This window comes from Streptococcus sp. oral taxon 064, assembly GCF_001683375.1.
Taxonomy (GTDB): domain Bacteria; phylum Bacillota; class Bacilli; order Lactobacillales; family Streptococcaceae; genus Streptococcus; species Streptococcus oralis_S.
This window is the reverse complement of record NZ_CP016207.1, coordinates 1,323,512-1,346,788: the sequence shown is the minus strand read 5'-3', so window position 1 is coordinate 1,346,788 and position 23,277 is coordinate 1,323,512. Positions and strand designations below refer to the sequence as shown.

At 41.6% G+C, this 23,277-nt stretch carries 23 protein-coding genes; 7 read left to right on the top strand and 16 right to left on the bottom strand.

Annotation, left to right across the window (positions count from 1 at the left end):
- Positions 1 to 118 precede the first annotated feature (118 nt).
- Positions 119 to 730, top strand: a complete 612-nt coding sequence (gene def / locus AXF18_RS06550) for a peptide deformylase (RefSeq protein ID WP_065371699.1) — start codon at positions 119 to 121, stop codon at positions 728 to 730.
- Between the two features lie 44 nt (positions 731 to 774).
- Positions 775 to 1,503 carry a 23S rRNA (guanosine(2251)-2'-O)-methyltransferase RlmB gene (gene rlmB, locus AXF18_RS06545; RefSeq protein WP_000855742.1) on the top strand — a complete coding sequence of 243 codons (729 nt, stop codon included), beginning with the start codon at positions 775 to 777 and terminating at the stop codon, positions 1,501 to 1,503.
- Positions 1,504 to 1,538: 35 nt separating this feature from the next.
- On the opposite strand, the gene trxB is transcribed toward rlmB, so the two are convergent.
- The 7 genes from trxB to AXF18_RS06510 form a co-directional block, all read right to left on the bottom strand.
- Complete coding sequence (gene trxB / locus AXF18_RS06540; protein ID WP_065371698.1) at positions 1,539 to 2,450, bottom strand: thioredoxin-disulfide reductase; 912 nt, start codon at positions 2,448 to 2,450, stop codon at positions 1,539 to 1,541.
- A gap of 65 nt (positions 2,451 to 2,515) precedes the next feature.
- Positions 2,516 to 2,740 (bottom strand): DUF4059 family protein, encoded by a 225-nt coding sequence (locus AXF18_RS06535; protein WP_000926603.1) that lies wholly within the window; start codon positions 2,738 to 2,740, stop codon positions 2,516 to 2,518.
- A gap of 77 nt (positions 2,741 to 2,817) precedes the next feature.
- Entirely contained in the window at positions 2,818 to 3,561 is a 744-nt protein-coding gene (locus AXF18_RS06530; RefSeq protein ID WP_000590976.1) for an amino acid ABC transporter ATP-binding protein, read from the bottom strand.
- Positions 3,561 to 4,361, bottom strand: coding sequence for an amino acid ABC transporter permease (locus AXF18_RS06525; RefSeq protein WP_065371697.1), 801 nt, complete (start codon positions 4,359 to 4,361; stop codon positions 3,561 to 3,563). Before AXF18_RS06525 ends, AXF18_RS06530 begins: the two co-directional genes overlap by 1 nt.
- Before the next feature lie 156 nt (positions 4,362 to 4,517).
- Entirely contained in the window at positions 4,518 to 4,874 is a 357-nt protein-coding gene (locus AXF18_RS06520; RefSeq protein WP_000889076.1) for an arsenate reductase family protein, read from the bottom strand.
- A 12-nt stretch (positions 4,875 to 4,886) separates the two neighbouring features.
- On the bottom strand, positions 4,887 to 5,402 hold the full coding sequence (locus AXF18_RS06515; RefSeq protein ID WP_000810627.1) for a methylated-DNA--[protein]-cysteine S-methyltransferase: 516 nt from the start codon (positions 5,400 to 5,402) through the stop codon (positions 4,887 to 4,889).
- Positions 5,399 to 5,893 (bottom strand): GNAT family N-acetyltransferase, encoded by a 495-nt coding sequence (locus tag AXF18_RS06510; protein ID WP_000405839.1) that lies wholly within the window; start codon positions 5,891 to 5,893, stop codon positions 5,399 to 5,401. The genes AXF18_RS06515 and AXF18_RS06510 overlap by 4 nt, the downstream gene beginning before the upstream one ends.
- Before the next feature lie 134 nt (positions 5,894 to 6,027).
- Between AXF18_RS06510 and AXF18_RS06505 the strand changes: the two genes are divergently transcribed.
- The gene (locus AXF18_RS06505) at positions 6,028 to 6,474 is read left to right on the top strand and encodes a DUF1836 domain-containing protein (protein WP_001084366.1); all 447 of its coding nucleotides are present in this window, start codon (positions 6,028 to 6,030) and stop codon (positions 6,472 to 6,474) included.
- Positions 6,471 to 7,118 carry a hemolysin III family protein gene (locus AXF18_RS06500; protein WP_001097972.1) on the top strand — a complete coding sequence of 216 codons (648 nt, stop codon included), beginning with the start codon at positions 6,471 to 6,473 and terminating at the stop codon, positions 7,116 to 7,118. Before AXF18_RS06505 ends, AXF18_RS06500 begins: the two co-directional genes overlap by 4 nt.
- Positions 7,119 to 7,137: 19 nt before the next feature.
- Here AXF18_RS06500 and pdxT read toward each other — a convergent pair whose 3' ends face one another.
- The 3 genes from pdxT to nox all read right to left on the bottom strand — a co-directional run bounded on the left by pdxT (position 7,138) and on the right by nox (position 10,231).
- The gene (gene pdxT / locus AXF18_RS06495; protein ID WP_000689933.1) at positions 7,138 to 7,719 is read right to left on the bottom strand and encodes a pyridoxal 5'-phosphate synthase glutaminase subunit PdxT; all 582 of its coding nucleotides are present in this window, start codon (positions 7,717 to 7,719) and stop codon (positions 7,138 to 7,140) included.
- Positions 7,720 to 8,595, bottom strand: a complete 876-nt coding sequence (gene pdxS, locus AXF18_RS06490) for a pyridoxal 5'-phosphate synthase lyase subunit PdxS (RefSeq protein ID WP_000138520.1) — start codon at positions 8,593 to 8,595, stop codon at positions 7,720 to 7,722.
- 256 nt (positions 8,596 to 8,851) lie between these two features.
- Positions 8,852 to 10,231 carry a H2O-forming NADH oxidase gene (gene nox, locus AXF18_RS06485; protein WP_000036764.1) on the bottom strand — a complete coding sequence of 460 codons (1,380 nt, stop codon included), beginning with the start codon at positions 10,229 to 10,231 and terminating at the stop codon, positions 8,852 to 8,854.
- Positions 10,232 to 10,538: 307 nt separating this feature from the next.
- Here nox and AXF18_RS06480 point away from each other — a divergent pair, with 307 nt between their 5' ends.
- From AXF18_RS06480 to AXF18_RS06470, 3 genes are read left to right on the top strand one after another with little or no spacing between them, the layout of a single operon-like run.
- Positions 10,539 to 11,468: an FAD:protein FMN transferase gene (locus tag AXF18_RS06480; protein ID WP_065371953.1), complete on the top strand. Its 930-nt coding sequence runs from the start codon at positions 10,539 to 10,541 to the stop codon at positions 11,466 to 11,468.
- A gap of 18 nt (positions 11,469 to 11,486) precedes the next feature.
- On the top strand, positions 11,487 to 12,092 hold the full coding sequence (locus AXF18_RS06475) for an NADPH-dependent FMN reductase (RefSeq protein ID WP_000915935.1): 606 nt from the start codon (positions 11,487 to 11,489) through the stop codon (positions 12,090 to 12,092).
- A 17-nt stretch (positions 12,093 to 12,109) separates the two neighbouring features.
- Positions 12,110 to 13,354, top strand: coding sequence for an NAD(P)H-dependent oxidoreductase (locus AXF18_RS06470; protein ID WP_000673672.1), 1,245 nt, complete (start codon positions 12,110 to 12,112; stop codon positions 13,352 to 13,354).
- Between the two features lie 83 nt (positions 13,355 to 13,437).
- Here the strand turns inward: AXF18_RS06470 and AXF18_RS06465 are convergent, their stop codons facing one another.
- From AXF18_RS06465 to AXF18_RS06435, 6 genes are all read right to left on the bottom strand, one after another.
- Entirely contained in the window at positions 13,438 to 13,695 is a 258-nt protein-coding gene (locus tag AXF18_RS06465) for a DUF896 family protein (RefSeq protein ID WP_000371300.1), read from the bottom strand.
- Positions 13,696 to 13,737: 42 nt separating this feature from the next.
- Positions 13,738 to 15,774 carry a glycine--tRNA ligase subunit beta gene (gene glyS, locus AXF18_RS06460; protein WP_049479755.1) on the bottom strand — a complete coding sequence of 679 codons (2,037 nt, stop codon included), beginning with the start codon at positions 15,772 to 15,774 and terminating at the stop codon, positions 13,738 to 13,740.
- A 211-nt stretch (positions 15,775 to 15,985) separates the two neighbouring features.
- Positions 15,986 to 16,903: a glycine--tRNA ligase subunit alpha gene (glyQ, locus tag AXF18_RS06455; RefSeq protein ID WP_000038733.1), complete on the bottom strand. Its 918-nt coding sequence runs from the start codon at positions 16,901 to 16,903 to the stop codon at positions 15,986 to 15,988.
- A gap of 35 nt (positions 16,904 to 16,938) precedes the next feature.
- Positions 16,939 to 17,310: a GFA family protein gene (locus AXF18_RS06450; RefSeq protein ID WP_000912017.1), complete on the bottom strand. Its 372-nt coding sequence runs from the start codon at positions 17,308 to 17,310 to the stop codon at positions 16,939 to 16,941.
- Positions 17,311 to 17,627: 317 nt separating this feature from the next.
- A complete protein-coding gene (locus AXF18_RS06440; RefSeq protein WP_065371696.1) occupies positions 17,628 to 22,139 on the bottom strand; it encodes a S8 family serine peptidase in 4,512 nt (1,503 codons plus the stop codon).
- Between the two features lie 289 nt (positions 22,140 to 22,428).
- Positions 22,429 to 23,271: an aldo/keto reductase gene (locus AXF18_RS06435; protein WP_000844461.1), complete on the bottom strand. Its 843-nt coding sequence runs from the start codon at positions 23,269 to 23,271 to the stop codon at positions 22,429 to 22,431.
- Between the last annotated feature and the right edge of the window lie 6 nt (positions 23,272 to 23,277).

Here is a 23,277-nt window from a genome sequence, read left to right as displayed (position 1 = left end):
TTTATTATACCACAGACAAAAGAGGAATACCGTTTATTATATTATTTTTTAGGAACTTCTGCGACTTTCTTTCTCGCCTATTTTGTGTTATCATGTAGAGGTAATGAAAGGAGAGAAAATGTCTACAATAGAACGTATTACAAAAGCTGCTCACTTAATTGATATGAACGATATTATCCGCGAGGGGAATCCAACTCTTCGCGCAGTTGCTGAGGAGGTCACTTTCCCACTGTCTGACCAGGAAATCATCCTTGGTGAAAAGATGATGCAATTCCTCAAACATTCCCAAGATCCTGTTATGGCTGAGAAAATGGGGCTCCGCGGTGGTGTTGGGCTGGCTGCTCCCCAACTCGATATTTCAAAACGCATTATTGCCGTCTTGGTCCCAAATATTGTGGAAGAAGGTGAAACTCCACAGGAAGCCTACGACTTGCAAGCTATTATGTACAATCCAAAAATTGTATCTCACTCTGTTCAGGACGCTGCTCTTGGCGAAGGAGAAGGGTGTCTTTCTGTTGACCGAAATGTGCCTGGCTATGTTGTCCGTCATGCCCGTGTCACTGTTGATTACTTTGACAAGGATGGCGAAAAACACCGAATCAAGCTCAAGGGATACAACTCTATCGTTGTCCAACATGAAATTGATCATATAAACGGAATCATGTTTTACGATCGTATCAATGAGAAAGACCCATTTGCTGTCAAAGATGGACTCCTCATCCTCGAATAAAGAAAATCCCGTTGCAAGACGGGGTTTTGTGTTATAATAGAGGCATGAAAACAAATGATATTGTCTATGGCGTACACGCCGTTACAGAAGCCCTCCTTGCAAACACTGGAAATAAACTCTACCTCCAAGAAGATCTTCGAGGTAAGAATGTTGAGAAGGTCAAGGAACTGGCTACAGAAAAAAAGGTATCCATTTCTTGGACCTCAAAAAAATCCCTCTCTGAAATGACCGAAGGCGCTGTCCATCAAGGTTTTGTTCTACGAGTGTCCGAATTTGCCTATAGCGAGCTAGATCACATCCTTGCAAAAACACGTCAAGAAGAAAATCCACTTTTATTGATTCTGGATGGTCTAACTGACCCTCACAACTTAGGCTCTATCTTAAGGACTGCTGATGCGACCAATGTTTCAGGTGTCATCATTCCCAAGCACCGTGCTGTCGGAGTGACTCCTGTCGTTGCCAAAACGGCCACAGGTGCTATTGAGCATGTACCGATTGCGCGAGTGACCAACCTCAGTCAAACCCTAGACAAACTCAAGGATGAAGGCTTCTGGACCTTTGGAACGGATATGAACGGTACTCCTTGCCACAAGTGGAATACAAAAGGGAAAATCGCCCTCATCATCGGAAATGAAGGAAAAGGCATCTCCAGCAACATCAAAAAACAGGTCGATGAAATGATAACCATTCCCATGAATGGGCATGTTCAAAGCCTCAATGCCAGTGTGGCTGCAGCCATTCTCATGTACGAAGTTTTCCGAAACCGACTATAAAAAAGTTTCCAATCAAGTGATTGGAAACTTTTTTCTTAACTATGTTCTGTAATAAATTTGTAGGCTTCTTGACCAGCGATAGCCCCATCTCCAACTGCTGTTGTCACTTGGCGAAGATCTTTCTGGCGAACATCTCCAACTGCAAAGATACCGTCAACGGCAGTTTTCATGTGATTATCTGTTACAATCCAGCCTGCCTGGTCTTGAATATTCAATTCTTTAACAAAATCGCTAACAGGATCCAAACCGACATAGATAAAGACACCACCGAAGGCTTGCTCTGTCACTTGACCCGTTTTTACATTTTCAAATACGACAGATTCTACTCGGTTTTCACCTTTGATTTCCTTGACAACAGAATCCCAGATAAAGTTGACTTTCTCATTTGCAAAAGCACGGTCTTGCAAAACCTTTTGGGCACGAAGTTGGTCACGACGGTGAACAATGGTAACAGTCTTGGCAAAGCGAGTTAAGAAGAGAGCTTCTTCTACCGCTGAATCTCCACCACCAACTACGAGCAAGTCTTGATCACGGAAGAAAGCTCCATCACATACGGCACAGTAAGAAACACCACGACTGTTCAGTTCTTCTTCTCCAGGAACCCCCAAAAGACGGTGTTTTGACCCAGTTGCCACGATGACAGTACGGGTTTCGTAAACTTGATCATCAGTGATTACCTTCTTAAAGTCACCCTGGTCTTCAATATTTTCAACATAGCCATAAAGATGCTCCACTCCAAGGTTTTCAAGTGGTTCAAACATCTTTTCAGCCAATTCAGGTCCACTGATATTGGCATAACCTGGATAGTTTTCGATATCAGATGTGTTATTCATTTGCCCGCCTGGCAGACCACCTTCAATCAAGCCTACTTTCAGATTGCTTCGAGCAGCATATAAGGCAGCGGTCATTCCCGCAGGTCCAGCACCGATAATAATCGTATCGTACATTTCGATTCCTTCTTTCTTGTTGTAACTATCTTTATTCTAACTTATTCTTGCTAGTCACGCAAGGATTATGCCTTGAAAACCAAGAGCAAACTCATGACGGCAAAGGATAACACCGGAACGACCAAAACTCCAATCATAATCATATCATAGAGATGAGCTTGACGAGCCTTGGCTGTCTTGTCCACACCAGACATGGCTCTCAATCCAATCCAAATCCCCAGAAAAATCACGACAAGGATGGTCGTTAAGATCAAACTCTCGAAATATAAAGAAAACAGTTGCAGCAGCATGATCTCTCTCGTTTCTATCTTTTTTAAAGAGTAAACTCAGCTAGTCCAACTAACTGAGTTTTCCTTTTTCTATTATATCAAATATAAGTCCGTTTGTAACTAGCGAAGAATTCTTTTGTCCGTTCTTCTTTTGGATGATTGATGATTTCATCCGGTGTGCCAGACTCGATGATTTTCCCTTTATCTAGGAATAAAACCTTGTCTGCCACTTGGGTTACAAAAGACATATCATGACTGACCAAAATCATGGTCTGACCTGACTTGGCAGCATCTGCAATAGACTTTTCTACTTCACCGACCAACTCCGGGTCAAGGGCTGAAGTGGGCTCGTCCAAGAGCAAGACATCTGGTTTCATAGCAAGCGCACGCGCGAGGGCAACCCGTTGCTTTTGTCCACCTGATAAGTGGCGAGGGTAATGGTTTTCACGGTCAGAAAGACCAACTTTAGCCAACTCTTCCTTGGCGATTTTTGTTGCTTCCTCATCCGATAATTTCTTGACAACAACCAAACCTTCCTTAACATTGTCAAGAGCAGTTCGGCGTTCAAACAAATTAAACTGTTGGAAAACCATAGACAACTTGCGACGAAGGGTTAGGATTTCTTCTTGGCTAATCTGAGAAAAATCAACTTTAAAATTGTCAATCTGAATCGTTCCACTATCTGGAGTTTCAAGATAGTTCAAACTACGAAGAAAGGTTGATTTCCCAGCTCCAGATGAACCAATCAAGGCCACTACCTCCCCTTTTTGGATATCCAAGTCCAGATGATCCAAGACAGTTTGTCCTGAAAAGGATTTGCTTAAATTCGAAATCTTAATCATTAACGAAGGTCTCCTTTCACATCTGTTTGCACTGTATCAGGTGCAGAAATAGCCATTTTTCTCTCGATGAAACGACCGAGGCTTTCAATTCCGATATTGACTACCCAATAAACAAGGGCTACGGAGATGAAACGCTCAAAGTAACGATAATCTGCTCCACCCAAAATCTGAGCTTGAGCAAAAACTTCGACAACACCCGCACTAAAGGCTAGAGAAGTTCCCTTGGTCAAACCGATAAGAGAGTTAATCAAAGTCGGTGTCGCTACCACCGCCGCATTTGGAATAATCACGCGACGATAAACTTGAGCACGAGTCATACCCAGACTACGCGCCGCCTCAATTTCACCTGGATTAACAGAAAGGATGGCTGCACGAATCGTTTCACTTGCATAAGCCGCCTCATTAAAAGCAAAGGCCACAATCGCAAAAAGCGCTGCTGGAATCGCATTGATATTGAAACCAGTGCCCCATTGTTGGTTGATAGCTTTCAGTGCCAAAGGAATTCCGTAGTAGGTCAACATAAGTTGAACTAGGATTGGAGTACCTTTTAAGAAGCTAACGAAAAAGGCCTGCAAGGGATATAAAATCCTAACACGATTGATCTTAACAATGGCAAAAATTAGGGCAAGTAGCAAACCAAAGAGTGCACCTCCAAGCGTCAACATCAAGGTTGTAGGCAATTGTTGGACAATCCTTGGAATTCCATCAAAGACCGAACGCAAACTAAAGAGCTTACCATCCGGAATGAATTGCATCAAACTTTGGTACCAATCTGATGCTAAAAATGTTGTAACAGTCATAAAAACATCCTCTCCTGATAATGATTCATTCTATCATACTTCTGCGCGCAAGCAAATTATTTGCTACGGGCTGCTCAGACTTTGTCTATCTTCTAGTTTATCACACTTTAAAACAGGGAGGCTATATATTTTACCTATCAAGGAGATAAATAAAAACTATCTCAAACCTAAGTCCTCATAGGTTTTTCTATAGCCGATTTGTTTAACAGCACCATTCTCCACCAAAATTGGACGTTTCAATAACATACCATCACTCGCTAGAAGCTTGGCTGCTTCTTGTTTTGACAAACTTCCCACCTTATCTTTCAAGCCCAGTTCACGGTATTTGATCCCGCTAGTATTGAAAAATTGTTTCACTTCAAAACCGGAAGATTCCAACCAGTTCAAAATCACTTCTTCACTTGGTGTTTCTTCTACGATGTGGACATCTTGGTATTCCAGTCCAAGTTGATCTAATTCATTTTTTGCTTTCTTACAAGTTGAACATTTTGGGTATTCGATAAATTCTAACATCTTCTTTTCTTTCTATTTTTTATTTTCTTGAAATGCTGCACCTTCATGTCGCAAGAGCCAGGCTTTCTTTTCGACTCCAGATGCATAGCCTGTCAGACGATTGCCTGATCCCAGCACACGATGGCAGGGTACGAGTATAGACCAAGGATTACGCCCCACTGCTCCGCCAATCGCTTGAGCAGAAGCTACTTGCAAGTCTTTCGCTATTTGTCCATAAGTCACTGTCTGACCATAAGGAATGGCCTGTAAGTAAGTCCAGACTCGCTTTTCAAAATCTGTTCCAATAGGAGCCAAAGGTAAGTCAGATAGATTCTGAACACTGCCTTCGAAATAGGTATCTAAATAGGAAATAACCTGGTCTAGGACGGGATGTTTCTTAACTACTTCTATACTATCTCCAGCGATTCCCCTCTCAAAATGAGTTTGGTCCTGTACCCAAATTCCATACAGATATTGCTTGTCAGCAATTAAGGATAAGGTTCCAATTGGCGACGGGTAGAGCATTTTTGCGTACTTTTTCTGCTTCATTTTTTTAATTTCTGATAGGCCAAACGTTCCCCATCAACTGGAACCTTACCAACCTGTTGGAAGCCTAGCTTTTCAAAGATATGCTGCATGGCCTTGTTTTGTGCATGCGTATCTGAACGAAAATCTAGATAATCAAAACCTTCAATCAAGCCTTCTAGGAAAGTCTGAGCAACACCTTGTCCTTGGACATCTGCTGCCACAGCGATACGGTGAAAGACCAGATATTCTGATTCTCCCCCCTGCCAACTCCCTTCATAAATGGCTTCATAGTATTTCTCTGGACTCTTGGTCACAGCAGCATAGGCTAACAGTTCTTCCTCTCCCAATGCCACATAAGCTTGACCAGAGATGATATCATCAATAATGATATCTGCATTTGGATAGCCATTTTGCCACTGGTCGCTACCAGACTCAGCTAAGCACTTTTTAGCATCCTCCATCACCTGCATAATCGCATCTACTTCGTTTGGAAAAGCTAAACGAATCTCCATCTCTTCCCCTCATTTCTAACTAGTTTCTCTCATCATAGCATAATTTAAAGCTTTCTACAAGCAGTTGAAACTTGACTTTTGTTTTTTATTATTTTATAATCTAGTTATTTAAACTAGATAAAAAGGAGTTGGAAATGAATTCTATCTTTTCCTACCCAAAATGGGAAGACATTCCAAATATTGACCTCTATCTGGATCAGGTTTTGCTTTATGTCAATCAAGTCTGTGCCCCTATCTCTCCAGATAAAGACAAGGGACTAACAGCATCCATGGTCAATAACTATGTCAAACATGGTTACCTGACAAAGCCAGACAAGAAAAAATACCAACGCAAACAGATTGCCCGTTTAATTGCCATCACCACTCTCAAGTCTGTCTTTTCGATCCAAGAAATCGCTCAGACCCTCAATACTCTACAAACTCAAGCGAGCTCAGACCAGCTCTACGACGCTTTTGTGGACTACATGAACCATGGGATTGATCCAGAAAATCCTATTATCCAAACTAGCTGTCAAACGGTTAAACTCTATCATCAAACTCTAGACTTAATCCTTATCAAAGAAGAGGAGGAAATCCAATGAATACCAGTCTAAAACTCAGTAAAAAGCTCAGTTTCGGAGAGGAAATTGCTAATAGTGTGACCCATGCTGTGGGTGCCGTTATCATGCTCATCTTGCTCCCTATTTCATCCACCTATAGTTATGAAGCACACGGATTTTTATCATCTTTTGGCGTTTCTATCTTTGTTATCAGTCTCTTTCTCATGTTCCTCTCATCAACCATTTACCACTCTATGGCCTACGGTTCGACCCATAAATACGTCTTGCGAATCATCGATCATTCTATGATTTATGTGGCTATCGCTGGCTCTTATACGCCGGTCGTATTGACTTTGATGAATAACTGGTTTGGCTATCTGATCATTGCTATTCAGTGGGGAACGACCATCTTTGGCATCCTTTATAAAATCTTTGCTAAAAAGGTCAATGAGAAATTCAGCCTTGCCCTTTACCTGATTATGGGCTGGTTGGTTCTGGCTATCATTCCTGCCATTATCAGTCAAACAACGCCAATTTTCTGGAGTCTCATGGTAACTGGTGGGCTCTGTTATACAGTTGGAGCTGGATTTTACGCTAAGAAAAAACCTTATTTCCACATGATTTGGCATCTCTTTATCCTAGCGGCGTCTGCACTCCAATATATTGCCATTGTTTATTACATGTAAAAAAGTTGAGAATCTTTTCTCAACTTTTTTCTTTACACATATTGATAAAGTACTGGTGCAAGCCAACATCATCTGTCAATTCTGGATGAAAAGAAGTTACCAGCATATTTTTTTCTTGGGCTGCAACGATTTGATCATCAACTGTTGCTAAAACTTCTACACCCTCTCCAACACTGCTGATAATCGGTCCACGGATAAAGGTCATGGGAATCTGACCAACTCCCTTACATTCTGCCTCTGTATAGAAGCTTCCTAGTTGGCGCCCATAAGCATTGCGCTCAACCACTATATCCATGGTTCCAAGATGACTTTCTTCCTGAGAAGTGATTTCCTTAGCTAGTAAGATTAATCCCGCACAAGTTCCAAAGACTGGTAGTCCAGAAAGAATGGCTTCTCGGATGGGAAGCAGCATCTGCTGGTCACGCAAGAGCTTGCCCATGGTTGTAGACTCACCGCCAGGCAAAATCAAACCGGACAAGTCACTCTGATATTTCTGAAAATCATCTAAATTTCTGATTTCGACACCAGTGACTCCTAATTTATCTAACACTTTTGCATGCTCTGCAAAGGCGCCTTGCAAGGCTAGTATTCCGATTTTCATCTATTTTCCTCGCTCAGCCATGAGAATTTGAATTTCATTCTCATTGATACCAACCATGGCTTCCCCTAGGTCTTCAGAGATTTGTGCTAGAATTTGAGGATTTTGGTAGTTGGTTACCGCTTTGACAATGGCACTTGCTCGTTTAACAGGATCTCCTGACTTGAAAATACCTGAACCGACAAAGACACCCTCTGCCCCCAGTTGCATCATCAGCGCAGCATCTGCTGGTGTTGCAACACCTCCAGCTGCGAAGTTTACAACTGGCAATTTTCCGTGTTCATGGACGTATTGGACCAATTCTACAGGGACTTGCAAGTCCTTGGCAGCCACATAAAGTTCATCTTCGCGTAGATTTTGAATACGGCGTATTTCCTGATTCATCATGCGCATATGACGAACGGCTTGAACGATGTCTCCTGTACCCGGTTCTCCTTTTGTCCGAATCATGGAAGCTCCTTCAGCGATACGACGCAAGGCTTCACCCAAGTCCTTAGCTCCACAGACAAAAGGAACTTGGAATTCTTTCTTGTCCACATGAAAACGGTCGTCTGCTGGAGACAGCACTTCACTCTCATCGATATAGTCAATCTCAATAGCCTCTAAAATCTGAGCTTCAACAAAATGCCCAATTCTAACCTTGGCCATCACTGGAATGCTGACCGCTTCTTGGATTTCCTTAATCATCTTTGGATCACTCATACGGGAAACCCCACCAGCTGCACGAATATCAGCTGGAATTCGCTCCAAGGCCATAACAGCTGCCGCACCAGCAGCCTCTGCGATACGAGCCTGTTCAGGGTTCTGAACGTCCATGATAACCCCACCTTTGAGCATCTGTGCCAAGTTTTTATTTAGTTCATAACGATTTTCAGTCATTTCTTAATCCTCATCATTTGTATTGGTAGCTACCATTTCATTTTAAGCCAGATTAGAATGAAGTACAAGATAAAAAAAGGATAATTGTATGGGTACAGATTGATACTCAATGAAAATCAAAGAGCAAACTAGGAAGCTAGCCGCAGGCTGTACTTGAGTACGGTAAGGCGAAGCTGACGTGGTTTGAAGAGATTTTCGAAGAGTATAACTAAAAAACTATCTGACCTTAACCTAAGGCCAGATAGCTCATCATTTTTTATTTTTCAGCTGTAAGTGCAGCCATTGTGATGTAGTTGTATGGTTTGTTAAAGTGTGGCAAGAAGAATAGATCTGTCAAAGCCAACTTGTCAATTGTCACATGCTCTTGGATAGCAAGTGAGAACATATGAATTCCCATGCTGATAGCAGAATCACGTGATACCATTTGAGCGCCAAGAATTTCGCGGCTGTCTTTGTCAAAGACAATCTTGATGGCAACTTCGTGGTTGTCATGTTTGATAAATTCTGGTTTTTGAAGATCGTTAAATCCAGTTTCAGTTGCATTATAGCCTGCAGCTTTGGCTTTTTCAAGAGTCAAACCAGTTGAAACCATGTGAAGACCGTAGATTGAAATACCGTTTGATCCTTGAACTCCGATTCCTTCCAATTCATGTCCACAAGCGTTATAAGCACCAACGATACCAGTACGTACAGCGTTAGATGCAAGAGCGATGTAGCTTGTATCTTTACGTGCATTGTCATAAACAGTTGCACAGTCACCAACAGCGTATACACCTGGGATAGATGTTTCTTGTTTCTTATCTACAAGGAAGGCACCATTGCGGAAGAGTTCAATCTTACCGTCAGCAAGAGCTGTATTTGGACGGAAACCAACAGCAAGAACCACCATATCTACATCAAATGTTTCTTTGTCTGTTACCAAGCGTTCAACTTTACCATCACCTTGGATGGCTTTAACTGTTTGACCAAGAGCCAAGCGGATGTTGTGGTCTTCCAAGTTCTTCGCCATCATTTGAGTGAAGTCTTTGTCATAGTAGCCGTTCAAGACAGTGTCTACGATATCGACAAGCACTACTTCTTTTCCAAGACGCTCGAAAGCTTCGGCAAGTTCTACACCGATGTAACCACCACCAACAACGGCAATGCGCTCAAGGTGTTTGCTCTTGTCTTCAAGTTTTTCAATAACTTCTTCAGCGTTCTGGTACAATTTAACAAATTGTACATTTTCAAGAGTCGCTTTGAATTCGCGGTTGCCCTTAACGATTTCAACACCTTCGATTGGAGGCAAGATTGGAGTTGAACCAGTTGCAAAGATCAATTTATCATAAGACTCTTTGTGCTCTTTTCCTTCAACTTCTGCAGTCACAACTTTGTTATCGTAGTCAATTGAAAGAACTGGTGAGTTCATGTAAACTTTAGCACCTTTTGCTTCCAATTTTTCTTTATCAGAGTAGAAGAGGCCTTCTGGGCCATCAATTTGTTCCCCGATCCAAAGCGCCATTCCACAACCAAGGAATGAAATATTTGAGTTTTGGTCAAACACTACGATTTCGTTCTCATGTCCGAAGTTGTCCAACATGGTATTAATACAAGCTGTACCAGCGTGGTTAGCACCAACTACAACAATTTTACTCATAGAAAAATTCCTACCTTTAATTTTTGATTTACCTTCCTAGTATATCATTTACTGTTAGCGTTTACAAGGCATTTGCTCAGAATTCTCTTTTTTTCAGAAAAAAATACACTTAACATTGATAAATCTAATTTTTCTATCGTTTTCATATTAATTTTGAGCATATTTCTTGACTTTTTGTCAAAATTCATTTGTGAAAACGCTGACTTTATGATATGCTAGATACATGGAGAGAAAATGTAAGGGGTTTAATTTTTCTTTAACGACCTTCTATTGAATGATTTCCTATAAAGAGAAAGGAGCTGGTAGCTTGCCTCTTCATTCACGTTCTGAACGGCTAATGGGAACAACTATCTCGATTTCATTAGTAGATGAACAGGCTGATTGCCTACTTCAAGGAGCCTTTGACTTGCTCAAGGAGCTCGAATACCGCTTCAACGCCAATAGTCAAGAATCCGAACTGATGGAAATCAACTACCAGGCTGGAATCGCACCTGTTAAGGTTCATCCTGACCTGTTTGAACTGATTGCTCTTGGACTGGAGCATAGCCTAGCTCCGTCTAGCCATCTAAATATCAGTATTGGTCCCTTGATTCAAACCTGGCGAATCGGATTTGCAGATGCACGGCTTCCAGACTCTAAAGAAATCGAAACTGTCTTGCCTCTAGTTGACCCGCATTTTATCAAGTTGGATCTGACTAGCTCTACTGTCTTTTTAGAGAAGAAAGGAATGAAGCTTGATTTAGGTTGCTTAGCCAAGGGCTATAGTGCAGATAAGGTTGCTCAGTATTTGAAAGAACACGGTGTCACCTCTGCCTTGATCAATCTCGGAGGGAATATCCTCACCATCGGGAATAACCAAGCCAAAGAAGGGAAAGCCTGGCAGATTGGGATTCAAGATCCGAGAAATCCTCGTGGCAACCATCTCCTAACTATCCCTGCTTCTAACAAATCCGTTGTCACTTCAGGTATCTATGAACGCCACCTGACAGTAGATGGAAAAGACTATCACCATATCTTTGATAGTGAGACAGGATTCCCTGTCGAAACCGATCTCGCTAGCCTAACGATTATCTCTGATAAATCCGTTGATGGTGAGATATGGACAACGCGCCTTTTTGGAGAACGAAGCGCTTCTATCCTCTGGCAAGTCGAAAGTATAGATGGAATTGAAGCCATCCTCATCGACAAAGAGGGACGCCTTGCATGTTCTTCAGGCCTTCAAAATTGTATTATGTAAAAAGAGAAAGGAAATCTCATGCTAAAACTTATTGCCATTGTTGGAACGAACTCTAAACGTTCTACAAACCGCCAATTGCTCCAATACATGCAAAAACACTTTGCTGATAAAGCTGAAATTGAACTCGTTGAAATCAAGGATATCCCTGTTTTCAACAAACCAGCAGATAAGCAACTTCCAGCTGAAATTCTTGAAATTGCAGCTAAAATTGAAGAGGCTGATGGTGTGATTATCGGTACTCCTGAGTACGACCACTCTATCCCTGCAGTTTTAATGAGCGCTCTTGCTTGGCTATCTTACGGTATCTACCCACTTTTGAACAAACCAATCATGATCACTGGTGCTTCTTACGGTACACTTGGTTCATCTCGTGCCCAATTGCAACTTCGTCAAATCTTGAACGCTCCTGAAATCAAGGCAAATGTTCTACCAGATGAATTCTTGCTCTCACACTCTCTTCAAGCATTTAACCCAAGTGGTGACTTGGTTGACCTTGACGTCATCAAGAAATTGGATGCCATCTTTGATGACTTCCGTATCTTTGTGAAAATTACTGAAAAATTGCGCAATGCACAAGAATTGCTTCGCAAAGATGCTGAAGAATTTGACTGGGAAAATTTGTAAGATAGGAGACCGAAAGAATGAAATTTGTTGGACTTGTTGGATCAAACTACGATCAATCATATAACCGCAAACTCTTGGAATTTATTCGTCGCAATTTCAAATTCAAATTTGAATTAGAAGTACTTGAAATCGATGAAGTTCCAATGTTTAACCAAGACGAAAAATGGGACGAAAGCTTCCAATTGCGTTTCTTGTATAACAAGATTACACGTGCTGATGGTGTCATTATCGCCACTCCTGAGCACAACCACACTATCTCAGCTTCTCTCAAATCTGTACTTGAATGGCTTTCATACGAAGTTCATCCATTTGAAAACAAGCCTGTTATGATTGTGGGTGCATCATACTATGACCAAGGAACATCACGTGCCCAAGTTCACCTTCGTAAAATCCTTGATGCTCCAGGTGTCAATGCCTACACGCTTCCAGGTAACGAATTCCTTCTTGGTAAAGCTAAGGAAGCTTTTGACAACAATGGAAATATCACCAACGAAGGAACTGTTAAATTCCTTGAAACTTGCTTAGATAACTTTGTAAAATACGTAGGAGTCGTTTCGAAATTGAAAAAACCAAAACCAATCGAACCAGAAGACTTGGATTGTGGAAAACCAATTGCTACAACCATTACTGAAGTTGATCCTGACGATCCAGAATGGGTAGAAAAAGTTGCAGCAATCACTGGCGCTGTTTCTGGTGATACCTATGTCAAATTGGACCACGGTATCTTGACAGTTAATCAAATTGATATGTTCTTGAAAGCTATGCCATTTGAATTGACATACGCTGACGACAACAACCAATTCCTATACTACAACAACGCTCACCAAGATCCAGACACCATGTTTGCTAAACGTGTACCACCTCAATCAGGTAGCCGTATGTCGACTGTTCATGGTTCTCTTCCACCAGCACGTATGAAGAACGTAGAGTGGGTTATCGGAACACTTCGCAACGGAAACCAAGAATACGTCCGCACGATCGTTCCAGGTTCTCCTGCAGGTGTCATCAACACCCACAACTACCAAGCAATGTACTATCCTGATGGATCATACGCTGGTATCAATGAAATCGTCTTTAACTTCCAACCATGGCTTGACTGGTACCTAAAAGAGACTGGTCAACGTTTGGTGGGTGGTAGCGGACCATTTGCTCCTGCAGCTGGAGGTCATGGAGACGCCGATGCTACTTCTGGTGCTTCTGATTCAGGGGATGCTGGAGGCCACGGTGGTGACGCTGACGCTACATCTGGCGCAAGCAACTAAGAAACCAAAAGGAGCCATTTGGCTCCTTCTTTTTTATTACAACAGAAAAGGGGAATGTAAATCATCTACAAACCCCTTTCATTTTATGAGTTAGGATCATCTATACTACGGCCGTGCAAACCTTTTTCACGTTGTACTTGGCGTAATTTTTCTGGTGTGACGTCATTGCCTTCCTCGTCCACAATTTTAATTCCTTCAATATGGTGGCGAACAGAACGACGATAACCTTCGATATACTCCTCACGAAGTTTAGCTTGTTCCACTTTTTCAGCAGAAGTTAAGCCTTCTGTTTTTTTCTTTTTGGCAAGCTCGTTGATGCGATCAATTTTTTTAGGATCCATGTTTCTCTCCTTTATGATAAGATTTAATCCGTTTACCAGATTTTATTTGGTATTGATTTGGTTGAAACGTGCAAGTTTAGCTGCTTTCTTGGTTAATTGCGACAAGATTGCCAAACGATTTTGACGGACAGCCTGGTCTTCAGCCATTACCATGGTATTTTCAAAGAAAGCATCAATAACTGGACTAAGCGCAAAGAGTTGTTCTAATTGCTGACTTGCAGTCCCTGACAAAACAAGTGATTCTACGGCTTCTACCAAGGCTTTCTCTTCTTCATTCTCAAAGAGAGCAGGATCAACAGTATCAGTTCCTTCGGCTTTTTCAGCCAAGTTAAAGGCACGTGAGAGGGATTCGACAGACGATTTGAAATCTTCTTTCTTGCTTGCTTCGACAAGAGCACTTGCTGCTTCTAGCATATCCGCCACAACAAAGTTTGAACTTGCAAGAACTGCTTCCTTGATATCTTTTGGAGTAGAACCCATCATCTTATCAACACGAGCCTTGATAAAGTCCATAACCTCGGCTTTATTTTCATAAGTTAAGCTGTCAAATTTCAAACTGTAAAGGCTATCAATCAACTCATCCATAGCAATGTGCCAACCAAAGGCATCCAAGATACGAACTACACCTTGCGTCGCACGACGAAGGGCATAAGGGTCATTAGAACCTGATGGAATCAAGCCTACTGAGAAGAAACTCAAAATCGTATCCAATTTGTCAGCAATGGCTAGAATGGCTCCAACCTTGCTCTCTGGAAGAGCTCCGTCAGCTGATGTAGGCATGTAGTGTTCACGAATAGCAGCCGCAACTACTGGAGTTTCTCCAGCAAGAAGAGCATATTTCTCTCCCATAATTCCTTGGAGTTCGTCAAATTCACCAACCATACCCGTCAACAAGTCAAACTTATAAATGGCTGCTGCACGAGCTAGATCAACCGTTTCATCCACTGACAAACCAGCTTTTTCTGCCAAGAGAATGGCAATCTGCCCCGTACGAATCATGTGTTCACGAAGAGAACCAATCTTTTCGTGGAAGGTGACATTGTTTAATTTTTCGACAAGGTCAGAAATCACCAATTTTTGGTCTTCACGCCAGAAGAATTCTCCGTCTTCCAAGCGGGCTACCAAGACTTTTTCATTTCCCTTGATGACATTTTCCAAATGCTCTGCGTTTCCGTTACGAACTGAAATGAAGTTTGGTAGGAGTTTACCGTCTTGATCACGAACAACAAAGTAACGTTGGTGTTCTTTCATTGAAGTCACCAAGACTTCTTCAGGCACTTCAAGGTATTTGGCATCAAAACTTCCCATAAAGGCAGTTGGGTATTCAACCAAGTTCAAGACTTCATTCAGCAAGTCAGCATCAATTTCAATACGTACGCTTTGTTCAGCTTCGATTGCTTTGATTTGATCAACAATCATTTGCTCACGTTCACGTGGATCCGCGATTACAAACTGCTTACGAAGGTCTTCTTCGTAGCTCAATGCTGACTGAATCTTAGTTTCTTGTCCCAAGAAACGATGGCCGCGGCTTACACGACCGCCCTTAATATCAAGGAAATCCAAATCAAACTCTTCTTCATCTAAAAGAACAGTTAAAGTGTGTACGGGGCGGATGTATTCAAAGGTGTTGTTAGCCCAGTGCATGCTGACAGGGAAAGTTAGTGACTTCAAGACGTCTACTACACCTGGAACAATGGCTTCAACTGGTTGCCCCACTTCTTCCTTGGTAACATAGACATATTCTTCACCCTTGATTTCACGGAATTCAATATCTTCAACTGTCAAGCCTTTCCCACGGACAAATCCTTGAGCTGCTTTGGTGAAGTTTCCATCACTATCCAAGGCGATTTTCTTTGCTGGACCCTTGAAATCTTCTGTCAAATCAGACTGTTTGTCTGCAAGACCAGTCACACGAACAGCCAAACGACGTGGTGTTGAGAAGGTTTGAATAGCTTCAAAAGACAGGCGGTTTTCCTTGAGGAAGGCTGCCATTTTTTCACCTAGTTGTTTTTCGCTTGGAGTTACTACGTAGGCTGGTAACTCTTCAAGACCGAGTTCTACTAATAAGTTTTTTGTCATGTTTTTTCTCCGAAAAGTATCTTTTTATTTTCCAGTTTGCCTTATGTGATTGGCACGCAAGCAACCAACTTCGTTGTTTCATTGCTAAAATTGGAGTCGAAAGTCTCCAATTTTGCCTAGTATCCTTAGCTTCACTAAGGATACCTTCATCACTGCGGCAACTGGAACAGGGCTCACTCCGTTCGCCCAATTTCGTAATTTGTCACTCTCTTTATTCTGCGTCTTCTGCTAGGAGTTTAGCTCGTGTTGCTTCATCCAAAAGTGGGTAACCTAGGCGTTTGCGTTCTGCGACAAAGGTTTTAGCTACGACACGGGCTAAGTTACGGATACGGGCAATATAGCCTGCACGTTCTGTTACAGATACGGCACCACGCGCATCAAGCAGATTAAAGGTGTGTGAACATTTGAGAACATAGTCATAGGCAGGGTGAACCAAGCCTTCTTCCAAGGCACGACCAGCTTCTTTTTCGAACTTATCAAAGTTTTCCAGCAACATTTCTTGGTCCGAAATTTCAAACGAATATTTTGAGTGCTCGTACTCAGGCTGGATAAAGATTTCTCCGTATTTTACACCATCTGCCCACTCAATATCATAGACAGAGTCAACTTCTTGAATGTAAGAAGCCAAACGTTCCAAACCATAGGTAACTTCCGCAGTCACAGGGCCCGTTGCTAATCCACCAACTTGTTGGAAATAAGTGAACTGAGTGATTTCCATCCCATCAAGCCAAACTTCCCAACCGAGACCAGCTGAACCAGTCGATGGATTTTCCCAGTTATCTTCAACGAAACGAATATCGTGTTCCAAAGGATTGATACCCAATTTTTCCAAAGACTCAAGGTAAAGTTCCTGGATATTTGATGGAGATGGCTTCATAACCACTTGGAATTGGTGGTGTTGGTAGAGACGGTTAGGATTTTCCCCGTAACGACCGTCAGCAGGACGACGTGATGGCTCTACATAAGCCGCATTCCATGGCTCAGGTCCGATAGCACGAAGGAAGGTATAAGGACTCATTGTCCCCGCACCTTTTTCATTATCATAAGCCTGCATGAGCATACAACCTTGGTCATTCCAAAATTGTTGCAAAGTCAAAATAATTTCTTGAAATGTTAATTTCTTAGACATTGAGTACTCCTTTAATTTATATTATCTTTTTAGCTTTATTCATCAAGCAACCAAGAAAAAGCTGGGTCCTGAAAAATATGACGTTTGGGAACCGTTTGTAAATTCTGATCGCATTCGTCTATTGTACCTAGTTTCAAAGCACAGACTTCTGGTATATTTTCTTGAGCAGTGAAAATTTGACTATGACAGTTCTGACAGTAATAGCGTTGTTTTCCTGGAGATGAACTATAGGTAACCAACTGTTCTTTTCCATGCAATACTAGGTTTTTACTGCTAACTTTGGCATTCACTGTATAGGCAGACGCAGTTGCTTTCCGACAGAATGAGCAGTGGCAAAAAACTAATTCCGACAATTCCTCATCTAAAGTGTAGGTCACCGCTTTGCATAAACAAGATCCTTTAAGCATTATGCTCCTTTCTACTTAGGCATTAGACGAAATTCAAAAAGAACCGAATTTCAACACCCAAGCCTTGCGACTAGGGGCGTCAGAAACGCGGTTCCACCCTAATTTATTACTTCATTGTTTTTAAAAATACGACAGAAAGCGCCAGTTTCTTACCTTGTTCTACTTGGCTCCCACTACCCCAAGCTCGCTTGAAGAACGCCATAAGACTTTCTTTCCTAGCTAGTATTATAGCAGATTTTCTAGCTAGTGTAAACCAAAAATGAGTCTGAAACCAAAGTTCCAGACTCATTTAATAGTAAAGCTTCAGAAAGTCCTGTTTAAGGATGTCTTTTCGCTTTTGGTTTTTTGCCATGCAGATTTCTCTTGGCTTGTTTCAATGCTGTAATGGCATCTTTGACATCTTCTTGGCTCGCTCCTGGATCTTTAAGGAGTTCCTGTGCCTCTGTAAAAGTTAAAAGATAAGCTGCTTTTTCTTTCTTGTCTGCATAGATAAATCTCGCGTTCTTTTCTTGGAAAAGGCGTTCATCTTTGACCAGTTTCTTCAGACTAGAGAAGTCAGTAGCTTTGCCATTTAATTTGCTTTTAGCTGTTGCTAGGGCAATGAGAGATTGGTCAATTTGATCTTGTTTGACTTTAGGGTCCACAGCGAGTAAAGCAATTTCTTGGAAGGCACGATCATAAGCTCGACGTACTTTTTCCTTGGCATTAGCATATCGTCCAGTTTTAGTCGTTGCATAGTATGCTTTCATAGCTTCTTTCAAGGCTGTAACGTTCGAATCTTTTCCATCCAAAGCCTTACCAGCAGCTTCAAGACTAGCGAGAACGCCATCAATCAATTCTTGCTTCAACTTGCTTGACAAGGCTGACTGCGCCACTTGGAAAGCTTGGTCATAAGCTTTTCTCTTATCTGCACTACTATTAAAGTAACGAGACGTTTCTACCAGTTCTTTTTGTTGATTTACCGCAGCAAGCAAGGCCAACTTAGACACAATAGATAGACGCAAAGCATTATTTCGGCCTGGCTGAACGAGCAAGGAAACGAGATCTTCAAGGAGTTCATATCCAGTTGGCAAGGTGACTTGTACAGTATAACGACCTGTAGCAACTTTCTTACCAAAGGCGTATTGACCGTATTTTTCAGCAGGAAGAGTGATACTTGTCCCATCTTCTCCTTTCAGAACCACAGTAGTCGTCTTTGGAACTGCTTGATTGAAGGAAACAGACACAGGTGCATATTCTAGGAGATTTGCTAGGAAGGTAATGGTTTGGAAACTATTTTCTTCCGTCAAGTCAAACTCTTGGGACAAGGCACTGATAAATTTCAATTCTGTTCGGTCGTAACTGAAAATTTCTGCTGTATAATGACCAAACTGTAAGAAATGAATCGCTTTTGTCTTGTCAACATCAACATATTGCCCCTTGCTATTTTTGATTCGATAGACGTAGAGGGTATCAATATCTTGGTTTGTTTTTGCATCCTTCAAGGCGATTTTCACTCGACCACTATTTTGATCGCGGACAAGTTCAGCAAGCGAGATATAGTCTACATTTCCTGCATAGTCCTCAACAAGATAGTAAATATTAGCCTTGTCAACATCCTTAGGAAGTGTATAACTACCGTCAGCATTGGCCTTAATCAGATGGGTGTTCTCAAGCGCACGCGTTCCAGACTGGTCCTTTCCAGTTAGAACCATGGTCCCTTTTTGGTCAAATGGTGTGATATAGAAGACTTTTTCTGAAAGGATACCGCCTTGACCCACATCTTTGGGTTTGCGAGCTACGAATTCTTGGTTTCCATCTTTAAAGCGAATATAACCACTTGTGATGACAGGTTTTTGAGTATCAATTTGAATTTTGAAGGTCGTGTATTGTTCTTTGGCTCCTGGAACGTCTGGTGTGTAACTAATAACATAGTCATATAAACCATCCGCAACAGTATTCCCATCAAAATCCTGACCTCTCCAAGCAGTATTATCTAGAATATAACTCTTCAGATTTCTACTGTCACCATCAAAATAATTCTTACGAAGATCCTTTGCATCGCCCTCCCAAATAGGATGTTCATGCTTAGTATCCGTAGCCGCATAAACTGTTGCACGAAGATTTACAAGATTTCTCAAAGCAACCGTTTTGTATTCAACTAGATCTTTGTTTCCATCATCATTTGGAGAAATGGCAATACGGACATTCCCTTTTTCGTCCAACTGAAGAACATGCTTACCTTCAGCATTTTGTTCAATCCCAAGAACGGTAATTCGGCGTCCTTGGCGTTGACCTTTAGACACTAGAAGATCATTTTGCAAGGTAGCTAGATAGGTAGCATCATTAGAGTAGTTAACGACAGGATTTTCCTTGTCTACTTCCGTGTAAAATCCATTTTTCCCTTCTCGGACAAGATTGTAAATTGGTTTTTCGACAGCGGGGAGATTTTGGAATTCACCTCGGAAGCCCATAAATGCAAGGCTCACAACATCCCCATCATCTGCTGGATCTACAAAGCGAACAAACCCTTCAAGGAAATAGCCATTTGGCATTTGTTTGCTGAGTTCAGCAGCAAATTTTCGAGCATCCACTTTAACAGTGACTGTTTGACTGCTGTGAGCTTTGACCGTCACTTCAGGCCAGACTGTCTCCGTTAGTTTTCGAGGTCGAAGGGTGAATTTTCCATCTTGGACTTCGTCTGTATTGGTATTCACCACCATCTTGAGAGTGCGGTCAGTATCTGAAATATTGTGTACAGTGACCTTGAAAGTAAATTGGTCTCCAACATTTCCTAAAGTCACACTCGGATAACCATTTTCACCCGTTACATAGAGGTCAGTTGACACTGCAGCAGCTGTGTCCACAATACCAGAACCTTGCTGACGAGGAGAGGTATAAGTGCCTGTGTCCTTATTAACATGTGGTTTTGCAGTTGACATGATCAAGGCCTTGACAGTCTCTGATACTTGCTCAGGAGTCAATTCTGGATGGTGTTTTTGAAGGTATTCCTTAACCAAAACTGCAACACCCGTAACGTGAGGAGCCGCCATACTGGTGCCGCTGATACTACCATAGGTATTGTCATTAAAGGATGAGTAGATATTGCCGCCAGGAGCTGTCACGTCCGGTTTCAATTGTCCATCGGTAGTCACTCCCCAACTCGAAAAGTCAGATAGCTGATTGGCTACATCAGAAGGACGATTATCCATCTTACCATTAAAAACAATCTTGTAGTTTCCTGATTTTAAGGCTTCACCATACTGTTTAGAAATAAATACAGAAGGAATTTTCTTTGCTTCATCATCAATAGACATATTGATGTTTGCACCTTCTACATTATTGTAGATTAAAGCACCAACTGCACCGTGTTTTCGTGCATTTTTGATCTTCTCTGAAAAGTTCATGGCTCCACGCTGAATGAGGGCAAGTTTCCCAGTTAAATCCAACTTCGCAAAGTCTTCTTCACGACCTAACCCTGCTTCGACGTATTCGTACTCTCTTCCTTTTTCAAAGTCCTTATCTGCTTCAGGTTGATTATAATCAAATTTTCCGTTATGAAGACCGGCATTTCCCTCTAGACCTTTGACTTCAAAAACCGCTGTCGTCAATGTTTTATTGTTGACAGAAGCAACTGAAATCGAATCCTCAACAGTGGATGGATTTCCAACCAAGCCATAGTCTGGGTTTTCAGCTAATGGTTTTGAATAACCATTTCCGAATGTATTGCTATTTCCTGCTGAGATAAGAACAGAAACTCCCTTGGCACGAGCCCGTTTGATGGCATACACAATATCAGAACCAGCATCGACCATAGAACCTGTGCTAGATCCCAAACTCATATTAATGGCATCTGCTCCCAAGGCAACTGCATCATCAATCGCCTTTACATAAAGGGCCGAACTGGTCGTTTTTTGGCGGTCTGAAAAGACACGCATAAACATGACTTGGGCTTCTGGCGCAACACCATAGACCTTTTCACCATTTGGTGCCTCTTTATCAGGGTTTCCAGCTGTAATCCCTGTTACGTGCATCCCATGAGAAGTTCTTTCTGCTTCTTTGATCTTATCTGTTCCGTCAAAGTAGTCATAGGCATAGACAACCTTATCACTATACCATTTACCGTAGTCGATTCCAGCAGCCTTTTTAGCTGCTTCGATGGCTTCCTTGTTTTTAAATTTTGCTTTTGACGGATCCGAAATTCGAAGTACCTCATGATTCAAATCAAGTCCAGAGTCAATAATGGCAACAACGGTCCCTGTTCCCTTGTAACCAGCCTTCCAAGTTTTCGGTACTGTGATGATATCATTGCTTGAAAGACTATTGGGTTTTGCAGACTCAGCTTTTTCTTGTTCTTTTTCAGTAGTTGCTGTTTCTCCAGTAGTTTTAGGAGCTGTCGTTGCTTGAGCCTCTTTGTTCTCTATGTTAGAAGCCTTCTCAGTAGCAGGCGCTGGACTGGCATCTACTGTTGTTTCTTTTTGGACGACACCTTGATTCTCTTCGTTTGCAACTGCGCTATCTTTTCCTGATTCTTGAGATTCGGCAGTTTTATCAACTGGAGTTTCTACCTTAGCATCTTGTTTACTAGCATCCTCTTTAGAAGTTTCAGCTTCTTGTTTCTCTCCAACTACTGGAGCTATCCCATTAGTGGTAGTTAAGTCAGTCGCAGAGTTTGAGTGTTTATCGTCTTTTAGCTCTGTCTTAATTTCCTGAGTTTGAGCTTGATTTTCACCTGTACTCTGCTCATTGGCACTGACTTGACTTGCTCCAAAAAACAAAGCAGTTCCCAATAAAACTGAAGCAAGACCAAATTTGTATTTCCGTAATGAAAAACGTTGTCGTCTATTCATAAATAATCTCCTTTTTCTTTAAAGTATACCTATTATAGCGCAAATAGGTATAAATTTTTCCAAAAATCTGAATTGTCACAAAAATGTAATATTTACGTATATATCTTACTTATTTAATTTTATCATTCGTGTTATTTTCTCCATCAAACCAATATTTTCTAAATTCATTCCTATATTTCAATCCATGAAATTATTTCATTATACAAACAATCTAGATTTTTTATACACAAAAAGACTAGGATTTAAAATTCCTAGTCTTTGTTATTTCAGTATAAATAGATTTTACAAACTAAAAATCCATCTCATCCACACGAGGTGCGCCCGAAGTCACTGAAATTGTCTTTAAGACTTCTCGCTCGTCATTGCTGAGTTCAATCCCAAAACAGTCGAGATTGCTCTGGATACGAGAGACTGTCACTGACTTAGGTAGGGGTAAAAAACTTTCTGCCAAACTCCAAGCCAAGGCAATTTGAGCCACTGATTTCCCATGCTTAGCAGCAATTTCTTGGACTTCTTTCTGTTCAAACAACTCTCCTTGGCCAAAAGGTCCCCAAGCCTCTAAGAGAATTCCTTTCTCTCTACAGTAGTCAACCACTTCCTCTTGATAAACTCCTGGTGCCAAGCGCACCTGATTGACCGCTGGAATGATTCTTGCTGTTTCAAGCAAGGTATCCAAATGATGGGGGAGGAAGTTACTAACGCCGATGGCACGGATTTTGCCTTCTTGGTAAAGATCCTCCATCGCTCTCCAGACTTCAGCATTGCGAGTTTTCCATTCGCCATTTTCTCTTAAAGGTTTAGGATTTGGCCAATGGATAAGGTACAAATCTAGATAATCCAATCCCAGTTTTTCCATTGATTCTTCAAATGCTTGGCGAGCTTCATCATAGCTGTGATTGGTATTCCAGAGTTTGGTCGTTACAAAGATTTCTTGTCTTGGAATACCGCTATCTCGAATAGCACGTCCAACACTTTCCTCATTTTTATAGATAGCTGCAGTATCGATATGACGATAGCCGGCCTTTAAGGCTTCTAAAACGGCTTGGTAGGCCACCTCTCCATTTTCAGCTTTCCATGTTCCAAATCCTAGTACAGGAATTGAAACTCCATTATTAAGGTTGTAAGATTTCATCGTTTC